The sequence below is a fragment of the Salarchaeum sp. III genome, assembly GCF_036418315.1.
GTDB lineage: Archaea > Halobacteriota > Halobacteria > Halobacteriales > Halobacteriaceae > Salarchaeum.
Map to the genome: position 1 here is coordinate 640,747 of NZ_JAZHPG010000027.1, position 12,750 is coordinate 653,496.

Here is a 12,750-nt window from a genome sequence, read left to right on the forward strand (position 1 = left end):
TCCACTAGGGTAGTCATGGAATCAGACGCGACCCGCGCCGAATCGTTCGCGGCCCGCCTCGCCGACCTCAAGCGGGAGGGGTGTGCGGTCCTCGTCCGCGGCGACACGCGCGGGACGAACGGCGTCTGTGACCGCCTACTCGGCGACCCGTCGCTCGACCGCCGACACGTCCTCGTTTCGACGAGCGACGCCGACCGCGCGCTCACCGTCCGCGACGGCCGCGACCTCTCGCCCGACCAGTTCGGTGTCGTCGACGCGTCCGCCGGCGAGTACACGCGCTCCGCCGTCGCCACGAGCGGGTCCACCACGTCGCTCCCCGAACCCGAGACCGCGGACGCGTGGCGGACCACGGTCGACGACCGCACCGCGTTCCCCGACGTGCTCGCCGCCGTCGACGACCACATCGACCGCCTGTTCCCCCGCGAACCGGGTCCGGGAGAACTCCGCGTCTGCCTGCACACGCTCGACGCGCTCCTCGACGCGGTCGGCGGCGGCGACGCCACCGAAGAAGAACTGTTCCGATTCCTCCAACTCCTCACGGCGCGCGCCCGCAACAGCGACGGCATCCTGCACGCGCACGTCGCCGCGGGCATCCCGGAGCGCCATCTCGCGGTCTACGAACCGCTGTTCGACGCGACCATCGACGCCGAATCCCAACCGGGCGGCGGCATCCGACAGAAGTGGCGGCTCCACGACTCCGGCCTGGAGTCCGCGTGGCTCACGCTCGACTGACCCAGAGGTCGTCGAACAGTTCGTCCTGTTCCAGGTAGACGCTCCCGCGGTGTGCGAGGAAGAGAAGCGCGAGGAACGTCTCCACCCGCGTGCCGCCCGCGTCTGCGATTTCCTCGTAGAGCACTTCGCTCCGTCCGCGGTCGAACCGCTCCGCGAGCGCGCCGTCCACGTCCTCGATAGTTGCCTCGATGTCCTCGTCGTGGGCGGTGCCGAGCGCCTCCGCTTGCGTGGGTTCGTCGTCCAGCCGCATATCGTCGCCCGTGTGGTAGTCGAGCGTCTGCGTGCCCCGCTGGAACCCCTGCGGGGACGCGTCCGTGTCGTACGTCCGGGACTCCTTCCACCACGACCCGCGCTCGGCCTCCCGCAGCGAGCGCACGAGCTCGTCCAATGTTTCGGGCGTCCCGCGGGCGTCCTTCCGGTCGAGCCGGCGGTCCATCTCGGCTTCGAGGGCGTCCACGGGGTCGAACCCGGGCGCGCCGCCCTCGGCCTCCGGTGCGTCCCACGGCGCGGGTTCCGGTTCGTCCGGCTCCTCGGGTTCGTCCGGCTCCAGGAGGACATCCGACTTCATGCGGAGGAGGACGCTCGCGTAGAACAGCGCTCGGCCGGACGTACGGAGGTCCGCCTCGTCCAGCCGGTCGAGGAACGCGTCCGTCACGTCCACGATGTCGATGTCCCACGGCTCTATCTCGCCCTCCTTCGCCAACTGCACGAGGAGTTCGACCGGCTCCACTTCCTCCTCGTCCGCGCTCTCGTCGGTGGTGTCGCCGCCGGCGTCGAGGAGGTCGCTCGCGCCTGCGGGCGGCTCCCGGTCCTCGTGGCCGGCGATGGCGAGCGCGTCCTCGGGGTTCTCACTCATCAGTCGTCACCGCTCGCTTCCGCGTGCTGGCCGGTGAGGTCGATACCCGTGACCGCGGAGACGTTGTTCTCCTGCATCGTCACGCCGATGGCGCGCTCGGAGCGTTCGAGCATCGCGGAGCGGTGGCTGACGACGATGAACTGCGCGTCGCCCGCGAGTTCGTCCACCATCTCCCCGACCCGGTCGGCGTTCACGGCGTCGAGGAACGCGTCCACCTCGTCCAGCGCGTAGAACGGCGCGGGGTTGTACCGCTGAATCGCGAAGATGAACGCGAGCGCGGTCAGCGACTTCTCCCCGCCGCTCATCGCGTCCAATCGCTGGACGGGCTTGTCGCCGGGCTGGGCTTTCATCGTCAGTCCTCCCTCGAACGGGTCCTCGTCGTCTTCCAGCACGAGTTCGCCCGAACCGTCGGAGAGCCGGCTGAAGATGCGCTGGAACTGGTCGTTGATCTCCTCGAACGCGTCCATGAAGGTCTCGCGCTTCTGGGACTCGTAGGACTCGATGCGTTCGCGGATGCCGTCGGCCTCCGCGACGAGCGTCTCGCGCTTCTCCTGGAGGTCGTCGAGGGCGGCTTCGACCTCGTCGTACTCCTCGATGGCGAGCATGTTCACTGGCTCCAACACCTCCATCTCGGATTCCAGTTCGCTGATGCGCGCCTCGACCTCGTCCAGGTCGGGCACGTCCTCGGGGTCGAACTCGCTGACCGCGGCTTCGAGTTCCTCGATTTCGGCTTCCAACCGCGCGACCGCGCTCTCCGCGCGCTCCAGTTCGCTCTCCGCGTTGTCGACCTTCGACTGGTACTCGTCGCGGTCGGACTGCGCGTCCTTCAGCTCGGACTGTAGTTCCGCCCGCTCCGACTTGAGGTCCGCGAGTTCGTCCTCCAGGTCCTCGACCGCGGCTTCCTTCTCCGCGAGCAAGTCCCGCTGGTCCTCGATTTTTTCCTCCAGCTCGCGGATGCGTTCTTCCTGCTCGGCCTTCTTGTTCTGCGCGGCCTCGATGTCGTCGTGGCGGTCCTCGATGGCTTCCTCCGCGTACTGCTTCTCCAGCTGGAGGCTGTTCAGTTCGCCGTCGAGGTCGTCGATTTCGTCCTCTAACTCGTCGATGTCGGACTCGATGTCCTCCTTCTCGGCGGTGAGTTCGGGGATGCGGGAGTCCGCGAGTTCGGCTTCGAGTTCGTCGATGTCGGCCTCGACGGCCGCGATTTCCTCGTTCGTCTCGTCCAACTCGGTTTCGAGTTCCTGCATCCGCTCGTCGACCTCCTCGCGCTCGCTCTCGATTTCCGCGATGCGGTCTTCGAGGTCGTCGATGCGCTCCTCGGTCTCCGCGCGCTCCGATTCGACGCGCTCGATGTCGGACTCGATGGAGCGCACCTGGTCTTTCGCGTCGGACTGCCGGTCGCGCGCCGAGTCCAGGCGGTCCTCCACGTCCCGCACGTCCTCTCGGATGCTCCGCCGTTCGTCCTCCAGTTTGTTGATGCGGGTCGCGACGCGCTCCAGCTGGCCCTTCCCCGTCTTGGAGAATGAGTACCGGCTGCCGGAGCGACTGCCGCCGGTCATCGCGCCCGATTTCTCCACGAGGTCGCCGTCCAGCGTGACCATCCGGTAGTCGCCCATGAACTCCCGGGCGGTCTCCATGTCCTCCACGACGAGTGTACTCCCGAGTACGTACGAGAAAATCGGCGCGTACTGCTGGTCGAACTCTACGAGGTTGTACGCGAAGTCCACCACGCCCGGGTCGCTCGGCTTCCGCGGGAGCGAGCGGTTCTGCATCTTCGTGATGGGGAGGAAGGTCGCGCGACCCGCGTTCCGCGACTTCAGGAACTCGATGCACTGCTGGCCGACGCTGTCGTCGTCCACCACGACGTTCGCGAGCCGGCCGCCAGCGGCGGTCTCCGCGGCGGTCGCGTACTCGCCGGACACGCCGCCCAGCTGGGCGACCGTCCCGTGCACGCCCTCCCGGTCCGCGTTCAGGATGGTGGACACCGCGCGGCCGTACGAGGAGTCGCCGGACTCGTCCGCCTGCGCTTCGAGGCGCGCGTACTCCTCCTGTGCGGCGGAGAGGTCGTCCTCGACATCCGCGAGGTCGTCCTGCAACTCGGACTTCTCCTGTTTGAGGTCCGCGACCACGTCCTCTATCTGCGCGGCGTTCTTCTTCGCCTTCTCCAGCTCGGACTGGAGGTCGTCGAGCTTCGCGTCGAACTCCGGCAGCGACTCGCGCGCCTCGTCCAACTCCGTCTCCACCTCGGAGACCTCGTTCGACCGCCGCCGCGCCTCGTCCAGCAATCGGTCCTTCTCGCGCTGGAGGTCGTTGCGCGCCGACTTCCGCTCCTCCAACTCCTCCTTCTTCGACTCGAGTTCGGCCTTGAGTTCGTCGAACTCGGTGTCGACCGACGCGATTTCCTCCTCGACGGTCGCGAGTTCCTCCTGCTTCGCCTGCACGTCCGTCTTCAGCGACGCCTTCTCGACCTTGATGTCTCGAATCTCGTCCTCGAGGTCGTCTATCTGCTCCTGCTTCCGGTCGATTTCGACGAACGCCTGCCGGCGCTCCGCTTCGGCTTCCTCGACGCGCTCTTCGGCCGCTTCAATCTGGTCTTCGAGGCGGTTGATTTCGCCCTTCACCTCCTCTATCTCGCGTTTGAGTTCGAGCTGTTCGTCCTCGCCCTTCCGCTCGATTTCGGCGTTCAGCTCGTCCAGTTCGTCCTCGAGTCGGGCGACCCGGCCGCGGCGGCTGTCGAGTTCGTCCCGGAGGGTGTCGAGGCGCTCCGTCCACGTTTCGACCTCGTCCTCCGCGTCCGCGAGCGACTCGCGCTTCTCCGCCAACTCGGCGGCCTGCACGTACCCCTCGTACTCCGATTTCTCCTCGCGCAGTTCCTGGTATTCGAGCGCCGTCTCGCGCTCCTCGGAGAGCTGTTCGAGACGGTTCTCCTTCTCCTCGATGCGGAGGTCGGCCTCGTCGATTCGCTCCTCGACGACATCGAGTTCCTCGTACGCGTCGGCCTTCTTCGCGTCGAACTCCGCGACGCCCGCGATTTCGTCGATGATTTCGCGGCGCTCGCCCGCGGTCATGTTGATGATGCCCGTCACGTCGCCCTGCATCACGACGTTGTACCCCTCCGGGGTGACGCCCGCCTGCGCGAGCAAGTCCTGGATGTCGGAGAGGTTCACCGACCGGCCGTTCAGGTAGTAGTACGAGTAGTAGTTGTCCTCGGTGCGCTTCACGCGCCGCCGGATAGAAACGGTGTCTACGTCGCCCACGTCGTCGCTCCCGGCGGCGTTCACGACCTGCGAGCGCGAGAGCGTGCGCTCCTCGTTGTTCAGCACGACCTCGACGCTCGCCTCCCGCGGCCCGCCCGCGTCCTCGTCGCCGTCGTGGCTCGGGTTGTAGATGAGGTCCGTGAGTTTCTCCGCGCGCATCCCGCGCGTCCGGGCGAGACCGAGCGCGAACAGCACGGCGTCGATGATGTTCGACTTCCCGCTGCCGTTCGGGCCGCTGATGGTGGTGAAGTCCTCGTAGAACGGAATCCTGGTGGTGCGCCCGAAGCTCTTGAAGTTCTCGAGGACGATTTCGTCGATGTACATCGTGGCCTACGCGACGATGATGTCGTCGCCCAAGCCGGACTCCTCGTCCTGGTCGTCCTCGGCGTCAGCCTCGGCTTCGGTCGTTTCGGCCGCCGCGGCGGCTTGCTCGGCTTCCGCGTCCCGGCGTTCGTCGCGGGCGCGCTCGGCGGGTTCGTTCAGCCCGAGCTCCTCTTCGAGTTCCCGCACGCGCTCCGTCGTGTCCACGAGCTCCTCCGTCAACCCCCTGACGGTCGCTTCCAGTTCCTTCACGCGGCCTTCGAGTTCGTCGACGCGTTCGTCACTCATACCCCAATGAACCTCATGTGACTGTATAAAACCGGCGTCAGACACGTATCAATACGAAGTCACTTTGGCGTTCGTCAGTTCTAAGCCGCGCGACCCAGAATCATGGCGTAATGAGTACGCAGGCCGCCGAAACGGACCTCCAGTCCGTCATCGGGCTGGAAGTCCACGTCCAACTCGAAACGGACACCAAGATCTTCTGTTCGTGTTCGACGGACACCGCGGACGCGGAGCCGAACACCCACACGTGTCCCGTCTGCCTCGGCCTCCCGGGCGCGCTCCCCGTCCTCAACGAGGCGGCCGTCGAGTCCGCTGTCCGACTCGGGAAAGCCCTCCACTCGGACATCCCCGAACGCACTCGATTCCACCGGAAGAACTACTTCTACCCCGACCTCCCGAAGGGCTTCCAGATAACGCAGTACGACGCCCCCATCTGCGACGGTGGCGAACTCGAAATCAACCACGAGGGCAGTCGGCGCACCATCGAACTCGAACGCGCCCACCTCGAAGAAGACCCGGGCAGCCTCCAGCACGTCGGCGGCAGCATCGAGACCGCGGACTACACGAAGGTCGACTACAACCGCGCCGGCACGCCCCTGATGGAAATCGTCACGAAGCCCGACTTCCGGGAACCCGGCGAGGCGCGGGCGTTCCTCGCGAAACTCGAAGAAGTTCTGGAATACCTCGGTATCTACGATTCGGGACGCGACGGCAGCCTCCGCGTGGACGCGAACATCTCGATGATGAAGTCGGCCGAGTTCGACGACGCGGGTCGACCCAGCGACGAGGCGCTGGCGGCCGCGAACCGGACCGAGGTGAAGAACATCTCCAGCCACCGGGGCGCGGAGTCCGCGCTGTCCTACGAAATCGCCCGCCAGCGAAACCTCCTCAAGCGCGGTCGCGCGGTCGAACAGGAGACCCGGGCGTGGAACGAAGGCTCGGGGTCGACGGTGTCGATGCGCTCGAAGGAGGAGGAGAAGGACTACCGGTACTTCCGGGAGGCCGACATCCCGCCCCTTGAGGTCTCGGACTGGAAGCAGACACTCGACATCCCCGAACTGCCGGACGCGCGCCGCGAGCGCTTCCGCGACGAGTACGGCCTCTCGGAGGAGGCGGCGTCGAAACTCACGTCCACGAAGCAGGTCGCGGACTTCTTCGAGGACGTGGCGACCGAGTACGACCCCGCGCTCGCCGCGACCTGGGTCGCGGACAACCTCCTCGGCGAACTCAACTACCGCGACATGGAGATAACCGAAATCGAGGGGCGATTCGACGAGTTCACGCGCCTCGTCGAACTCGTCGCGGAGGACGAGATAACGGAGAAGAACGCGCGCGAGGTCGTCCTGCGCGAGATGCTCGACGAAGAGAAATCGCCGGGTGCGGTGGTGGCGGAGCACGACCTCGGGAAGACCTCGGGAAGCGAGGTCGAGGCCGCGGTCGAGGAAGCCATCGAGGAGAACCCAGACGCCGTCGAGGACTTCGAGGACGGCGACGAGGGCGCCATCAACTTCCTCGTCGGGCAGGTGATGCAGAAGACGGGCGGGAGCGCCGACCCCGGTCAGGTGAACGAACTGCTGCGCGAACGCCTCTAGGGGTCGATGAGCGAGTACGTCCTGCGCGAGAAGCTGCCGACGCCGGAGCGCTTCTGCGAACTCCGCGAAGCCGCCGGGATGGCGCCGCGAACCGTCGCGGACGCCCGCGACGGCCTGCCGAACAGCCTGTACGGCGTTACGATGGTGCACGAACCCAGCGGTGAGACGGTCGGAATGGCGCGCGTCGTCGGCGACGGGGCGACGGTGTTCCACGTCTGCGACATGGCCGTCCACCCCGACCACCAGGGACGAGGACTCGGGTCGCGACTGATGGACGCCGTCGTCGAGTACGTGGACGAGCACGCGTCCGAGACGGCGTACGTGAACCTCCTCGCGGACGTGGACGGCTTCTACGAACGCTGGGGGTTCGAGCGCACCGCGCCCGAGACGAAGGGGATGTATCGGTCCTGAGGAGTCAGCGAGTTCCGCCCCGGCCTTCACCCTGAAACGCCCGTCGGCCGTCCGTTCGCGTATGCAGGCCTACGTCGTCGAGGAGAAAACGCTCGACTACTCGGGCGTCGTTCGCACCGAACGCGACCGACCGACCCCGGACGCGGACGAAGTCCTGATCCGGATTCGTGCCGCGTCGCTGAACTACCGGGACCTCGCTATCGCGAACAGCGACCTCACGTATCCGGGCGCACAGCTCCCCGTCGTGCCGCTTTCGGACGGCGCGGGCGACGTGGTCGAGGTCGGGTCCGACGTCGAGCGGCTCGCAGAAGGCGACCGCGTGGCGACGCCGTTCGCGCCCGACTGGGTGAGCGGCGAGGGGACGCCCGCGAAGTTCCGGCGGTCGACCGGGGGGAACGTCGACGGCGCGCTCGCGGAGTACGCCGTCTTCCCCGCGGATAGCGTGCCGCGGCTCCCTGAATCCCTCTCCTACGAGGAGGGCGCAACGCTCTCGTGTGCGGGGCTGACGGCGTGGCGCGCGCTCGCCGAGGACGGCGACCTCACCGCGGGCGAGACGGTGCTCGCGCTCGGGACGGGCGGCGTCTCGACGTTCGCGCTTCAGTTCGCGGACGCGACCGGCGCGCGCGTCGTCGTCACGTCGTCCAGCGACGAGAAACTCGCCCGCGCCCGCGAACTCGGCGCGGACGACACCATCAACTACGAGGAGACGCCCGAGTGGGGTGACGAGGTGATGGAGCGCACGGGCGGCGTCGACCACGTCGTCGAAGTCGGCGGTCCCGGAACCCTCCAGCAGTCGCTCGCCGCCGCGGGAACGAACGGACACGTCCACCTCATCGGCGTGCTCGCCGGCCAGGACGGCCGCGTCCACCCCGGCCCAGTCATGGGGAAGGCGCTCACCGTCGAGGGCGTGATGGGCGTCGGCAGCAGGGAGATGTTCGACCGGATGGCGCGCGCCATCGACGCCGCGGGACTCTCACCCGTCGTCGACACGGTCTTCGACTTCGACGAGGTCCGCGAGGCCTACCGGTACGTCGAGGCCGGCGACCACCACGGGAAGGTCGTCGTCTCGCTCTAGAACCCGCCGCGGGTGACGATTTCGTCGAGCGGCTTCCGGCCGTTCGGTTCGTCCCCGTCCCGGAGGTCCTCGGGGAGCGTCTCGGTCGGCGCGGGTTCGCCGATGGCTATCATCACCTCGGCGTCGTAGTCGTCGGGCGCGTTCAGTTTCTCCGCTGCGGCGTCGTGGTTGAAGCCGCCCATTGGGTGGACGGCGAGGCCGCGCCGGGTGGCTTCGAGCGCGAGGTTCTCCCACGCCGCGCCCGCGTCGAACGAATGCGAGGAGAGGCCGCGTCCTTTCTCGTCAGTCGTCTCGGAGAACAGGACGACGAGCACGGCGGCGTTCTTCGCCCACGTCTGATTCCAGTCGTTCGGGAGCGAGGCGAACGTCTCCCACTTGTCGTCGCGGCGGTCGGCGTACGCGAACCGCCACGGCTGCGTGTTCCGCGACGACGGCGCCCAGCGCGCCGCCTCGAACACCGGCAGGTAGTCCTCCTCGGGTACCGGGTCGCCGGTCATCGCGTACCCCGACCAGCGGTTCACGAACAGCGGGTCCACGTCCTGTGTCGGCGTGCGGTTCGCCGCGACGTCCTCGCGGAGCGACCGCTCGGCTTCCACTTCCTGCATTATGGAGTACTAGCCGACGGCTGACTATACGGGCTTCGCCTCCGGCGGCGGCAACCGACTCAGGGCGTTTCTTCGGGGACGTTGAACCAGTGGCCGCCCCGGATGTAATCCAGTCCGATGAGCGCGAGCGACCCGCCGCCGGCGAGCGTGACGCCGACGTACCACGCGTTTACGGGGTCACTCAGGAGGGAGCCGAGGACGAGCGACCCGGCGAGTACGATGTCGGCTATGCCGACGAGTCGGTGCCAGCCGACGGCGTCGCGGACGGGGTTTTGCACGCCCACGAGCACCATGAGAACGCCGGCAACGGCGAGCGCGAGCGGTTGGAGGACGCCGAGACCGGACGGCGTGAACGCGACGAGCAGGCCGACGCCGGCGACGGCGAGTAGGCCGCCGACGACGGCGTACCACCGAGCGGGCCACTGCATACGCGGAACTAGTCGGGAGTCGGCGATAACGGTTCCGGCCTATGGCGCTTCCTCGGGGACTTCGAGGTACGCGCCGCCGAGGAAGTAGTCCGCGCCGATGACGGCGAGCGCGAGGCCGGCAGCGGCGAGCAGCGTCGTTTGGAGAGTGAGCGTCACCGTTCCCGAGGGGTCGCCGAACGCGCTCGTGACCAGTCCGAGGCCGACCGCGATGTCGCCGAGTCCGATGAGTTGGTACCACGGGACCTGTTCGCGGATGCGGTTCTCGGTGCCGCCGACGATGAAGAGGACGCCGCCGGCCGCGAGGAACGCGTACTGGACGCGCGCCAGTCCGGTCTCCGAGAGCAGGCCGAGAACGCCGCCCGCGAGGATGAATCCGCCGAGGAGCGAGAACCATCGAGAAGACACGTGCATACGCGTGAATCGTCGCTCTCCGGGTTAGGTTTTGCGACGAAACCTTTAGGCGGGATTCCGGCCTAGCCGGGGACAGTAGTGGAACTCATCATCACCGAGAAGAACAACGCGGCTCGCCGCATCGCCGACATCTTGAGCGACGGCGGCGCGGCGATGGAGCGCGACGCCGGCGTGAACGTCTACCAGTGGGGTGGGAAGCGCTGCGTCGGCCTCTCGGGGCACGTCGTGGGCGTGGACTTCCCCGCGGAGTACTCGGACTGGCGGGACGTCGAGCCCGCGGAACTCGTGCACGCGGACGTGACGAAGACCGCGACGAAGGAGGACATCGTGAACGTCCTCCAGCGGCTCGCCGAGCGCGCGGACGACGTGGTCATCGCGACGGACTACGACCGCGAGGGCGAACTCATCGGGAAGGAAGCCTACGAACTCGTGCGCGAGGTGAACGAGGACGCGCCCATCAATCGTGTGCGTTTTTCCTCCATCACCGAGAACGAGGTGAAGACGGCGTTCGCGGACCCCGACGACCTCGACTTCGACCTCGCCGCCGCCGGCGAGGCCCGTCAGACCATCGACCTCATCTGGGGCGCAGCGCTCACGCGATTCCTCTCGCTTTCCGCCCGGCAGACCGGCGGCGACTTCATCTCCGTCGGACGGGTGCAGACGCCCACCTTGAAGCTCATCGTGGACAAGGAGCGCGAGATAGAGGCGTTCGAACCGGACGACTACTGGGAGCTGTTCGCCGACCTCGCGAAGGACGACGCGGAGTTCGAGGCGCAGTACTTCTACCTCGACGAGGACGAGAACGAGGCGGAGCGCGTCTGGAACGAGAGCGACGCGGAGGACGCGTTCGACGTGCTGCGGGACGCGGCGAGCGCGGTCGTCGAGTCGGTGAATCGGCGGACGCGGACGGACGACCCGCCTGCGCCGTTCAACACGACACAGTACATCCGTGCGGCGAGCAGTCTCGGGTACGCGGCGGGGCGCGCGATGAGTATCGCGGAGGACCTCTACACCGCGGGCTACATCACGTATCCCCGTACTGATAACACGGTCTATCCGGACGACCTCGACCCCGCGGAGTTGCTGGATTCGCTCTCCACGAATCCCCACTTCGGGGATGACGCCGAGACGCTCCTTGACGCCGACGACCTCACGCCGACGGAGGGCGACGAGGAGACGACCGACCACCCGCCCATCCACCCCACTGAGGATATGCCCGCCCGCGGCGACCTCTCCGAGGACGAGTGGGAGGTGTACGAACTCGTCGTCCGCCGGTTCTTCGCGACGGTCGCCGACCCGGCGCGCTGGGAGCACCTGCGCGTCGTCGCCGATTGCGAGGGGTTGCGCCTGAAGGCGAACGGCCGCCGTCTCCTGGAGGAGGGATACCACGCCGTCTATCCCTACTTCGGCACGGACGAGAACTACGTCCCGGCCGTCGAGGAAGGCGACACCCTCGACGTGACGGACACCCGCATCGAGGCGAAGCAGACTCAGCCGCCCCGTCGGTACGGGCAGTCCCGGCTCATTGAGACGATGGAGTCTCTGGGTGTCGGGACGAAAAGCACACGCCACAACACCATCGAGAAGCTCTACGACCGCGGATACATCGAGGACGACCCGCCGAAGCCCACGCGGTTGGCGATGGCGGTCGTGGAGGCCGCGGAGGAGTACGCGGACATGCTCGTCTCCGAGGAGATGACGGCCGAACTCGAAGCCGATATGGCCGCCATCGCGTCCGGCGAGAAGACGTACGACGAGGTCACGCAGGAGTCCCGCGACCTCCTCGACCGCATCTTCGACTCGCTCGGCGAGTCCCGGGAGGAGGTCGGCGACCACCTCCAGGAGTCCCTCAAGGCGGACAAGACGCTCGGCGCGTGCCCCGACTGCGGGGAGACGCTCCTGATTCGGAAGAGCCGCCAGGGCTCGTTCTTCGTCGGCTGTGACGGCTACCCGGAGTGCGAGTTCACCCTCCCGCTCCCGGACACGGGCGACCCGATCGTCCTCGATTCGGAGTGCGACGACCACGGCCTGCACGAGGTGAAGATGCTCGCCGGCCGGAACACGTTCGTTCACGGCTGCCCGCTCTGTCGCGCCGAGGAAGCGGACGACGCCGACGAACCCGTTCTCGGGCCGTGTCCCGACTGCGGCGAGGAACACGACGGCGAACTCCGCATCAAGACGCTGCGGAACGGGAACCGACTCGTTGGGTGTTCGCGGTATCCGGACTGTGAGTACTCGCTCCCGCTCCCCCGGCGCGGCGACATCGACATCACGGACGAGTCGTGCGACGAGCACGGTCTCCCGAAGCTCGTCGTGCACGACGAGGGCGACGAGCCGTGGGACCTCGGCTGTCCCATCTGTAACTTCGCGGAGTACCAGGAGCGCCAGCAGAACCGCGGGCTGGAAGCCCTCGACGGCGTCGGCGCGAAGACCGCGGAGAAACTGGAAGCGGCGGGCGTGTCGTCCGTCGGCGACCTCGCGGACGTGGAACCCGAGACGCTCGCGGACGAGGTGGACGGCGTGTCCGCCGACCGCGTGCGCGAGTGGCAGGCGAAGGCGGACTAGCGCTTCTTCACGTCCGTGCTCCCGCACGCGGGGCAGTTGACGCGCCGACGTTTGAACGTCAGGCCGCACACCCCGCACTCGTAGGGCTGGTCGTGCTCGGTCGTGCGTCCCGTCAGTCGTTCGAGTGTGTCACGGAGGGCCATCTGTGCGTCGAGTAGGGGAACGACGCCCCGAACAAAGAGTCTTGTTGCCCACTAGCACGGATTACTATTGTG

General features: G+C 67.4%; 12 protein-coding genes. 5 read left to right on the forward strand and 7 right to left on the reverse strand.

The features are described from left to right. The first annotated feature begins 15 nt into the window (after positions 1-15). Positions 16-732, forward strand: coding sequence for a DUF7504 family protein (locus tag U3A55_RS14195; RefSeq protein WP_330992150.1), 717 nt, complete (start codon positions 16-18; stop codon positions 730-732). Here the strand turns inward: U3A55_RS14195 and U3A55_RS14200 are convergent. The 3 genes from U3A55_RS14200 to U3A55_RS14210 are packed head-to-tail and all read right to left on the reverse strand — an operon-like array spanning position 719 to position 5,451. Then, positions 719-1,588, reverse strand: a complete 870-nt coding sequence (locus U3A55_RS14200; protein WP_330992151.1) for a ScpA family protein — start codon at positions 1,586-1,588, stop codon at positions 719-721. The two genes, U3A55_RS14195 and U3A55_RS14200, sit on opposite strands and share 14 nt — an antisense overlap. Then, positions 1,588-5,166: a chromosome segregation protein SMC gene (smc, locus tag U3A55_RS14205; RefSeq protein WP_330992152.1), complete on the reverse strand. Its 3,579-nt coding sequence runs from the start codon at positions 5,164-5,166 to the stop codon at positions 1,588-1,590. Before smc ends, U3A55_RS14200 begins: the two co-directional genes overlap by 1 nt. Before the next feature lie 6 nt (positions 5,167-5,172). After that, entirely contained in the window at positions 5,173-5,451 is a 279-nt protein-coding gene (locus U3A55_RS14210; RefSeq protein ID WP_330992153.1) for a DUF7518 family protein, read from the reverse strand. 110 nt (positions 5,452-5,561) lie between these two features. Between U3A55_RS14210 and gatB the strand changes: the two genes are divergently transcribed. From gatB to U3A55_RS14225, 3 genes are all read left to right on the forward strand, one after another. Next, entirely contained in the window at positions 5,562-7,040 is a 1,479-nt protein-coding gene (gene gatB / locus U3A55_RS14215) for an Asp-tRNA(Asn)/Glu-tRNA(Gln) amidotransferase subunit GatB (protein WP_330992154.1), read from the forward strand. 6 nt (positions 7,041-7,046) lie between these two features. Continuing rightward, complete coding sequence (locus U3A55_RS14220) at positions 7,047-7,451, forward strand: GNAT family N-acetyltransferase (protein ID WP_330992155.1); 405 nt, start codon at positions 7,047-7,049, stop codon at positions 7,449-7,451. A gap of 61 nt (positions 7,452-7,512) precedes the next feature. Then, complete coding sequence (locus U3A55_RS14225; protein ID WP_330992156.1) at positions 7,513-8,526, forward strand: zinc-dependent alcohol dehydrogenase family protein; 1,014 nt, start codon at positions 7,513-7,515, stop codon at positions 8,524-8,526. Here U3A55_RS14225 and U3A55_RS14230 read toward each other — a convergent pair. Genes U3A55_RS14230 through U3A55_RS14240 form a run of 3 tightly spaced genes read right to left on the reverse strand, consistent with a single transcriptional unit; the run spans position 8,523 to position 9,970 of the window. Then, entirely contained in the window at positions 8,523-9,131 is a 609-nt protein-coding gene (locus U3A55_RS14230; protein ID WP_330992157.1) for a nitroreductase family protein, read from the reverse strand. The two genes, U3A55_RS14225 and U3A55_RS14230, sit on opposite strands and share 4 nt — an antisense overlap. Before the next feature lie 59 nt (positions 9,132-9,190). Beyond that, the gene (locus U3A55_RS14235; protein WP_330992158.1) at positions 9,191-9,559 is read right to left on the reverse strand and encodes a hypothetical protein; all 369 of its coding nucleotides are present in this window, start codon (positions 9,557-9,559) and stop codon (positions 9,191-9,193) included. A gap of 39 nt (positions 9,560-9,598) precedes the next feature. Continuing rightward, complete coding sequence (locus tag U3A55_RS14240; protein WP_330992159.1) at positions 9,599-9,970, reverse strand: hypothetical protein; 372 nt, start codon at positions 9,968-9,970, stop codon at positions 9,599-9,601. A gap of 78 nt (positions 9,971-10,048) precedes the next feature. On the opposite strand from U3A55_RS14240, the gene U3A55_RS14245 reads away from it, so the two are divergent. After that, positions 10,049-12,535, forward strand: coding sequence for a DNA topoisomerase I (locus tag U3A55_RS14245; RefSeq protein WP_330992160.1), 2,487 nt, complete (start codon positions 10,049-10,051; stop codon positions 12,533-12,535). Here U3A55_RS14245 and U3A55_RS14250 read toward each other — a convergent pair. Continuing rightward, positions 12,532-12,678: a hypothetical protein gene (locus tag U3A55_RS14250; RefSeq protein ID WP_330992161.1), complete on the reverse strand. Its 147-nt coding sequence runs from the start codon at positions 12,676-12,678 to the stop codon at positions 12,532-12,534. The genes U3A55_RS14245 and U3A55_RS14250 overlap by 4 nt on opposite strands. Between the last annotated feature and the right edge of the window lie 72 nt (positions 12,679-12,750).

Bases quoted from the DNA above. Each gene is read 5' to 3' on its own strand.
- U3A55_RS14195 (WP_330992150.1), top strand. From the start codon at position 16: ATGGAATCAGACGCGACCCGCGCCGAATCGTTCGCGGCCCGCCTCGCC.
- U3A55_RS14200 (WP_330992151.1), bottom strand. From the start codon at position 1,588: ATGAGTGAGAACCCCGAGGACGCGCTCGCCATCGCCGGCCACGAGGAC.
- smc (WP_330992152.1), bottom strand. From the start codon at position 5,166: ATGTACATCGACGAAATCGTCCTCGAGAACTTCAAGAGCTTCGGGCGC.
- U3A55_RS14210 (WP_330992153.1), bottom strand. From the start codon at position 5,451: ATGAGTGACGAACGCGTCGACGAACTCGAAGGCCGCGTGAAGGAACTG.
- gatB (WP_330992154.1), top strand. From the start codon at position 5,562: ATGAGTACGCAGGCCGCCGAAACGGACCTCCAGTCCGTCATCGGGCTG.
- U3A55_RS14220 (WP_330992155.1), top strand. From the start codon at position 7,047: ATGAGCGAGTACGTCCTGCGCGAGAAGCTGCCGACGCCGGAGCGCTTC.
- U3A55_RS14225 (WP_330992156.1), top strand. From the start codon at position 7,513: ATGCAGGCCTACGTCGTCGAGGAGAAAACGCTCGACTACTCGGGCGTC.
- U3A55_RS14230 (WP_330992157.1), bottom strand. From the start codon at position 9,131: ATGCAGGAAGTGGAAGCCGAGCGGTCGCTCCGCGAGGACGTCGCGGCG.
- U3A55_RS14235 (WP_330992158.1), bottom strand. From the start codon at position 9,559: ATGCAGTGGCCCGCTCGGTGGTACGCCGTCGTCGGCGGCCTACTCGCC.
- U3A55_RS14240 (WP_330992159.1), bottom strand. From the start codon at position 9,970: ATGCACGTGTCTTCTCGATGGTTCTCGCTCCTCGGCGGATTCATCCTC.
- U3A55_RS14250 (WP_330992161.1), bottom strand. From the start codon at position 12,678: ATGGCCCTCCGTGACACACTCGAACGACTGACGGGACGCACGACCGAG.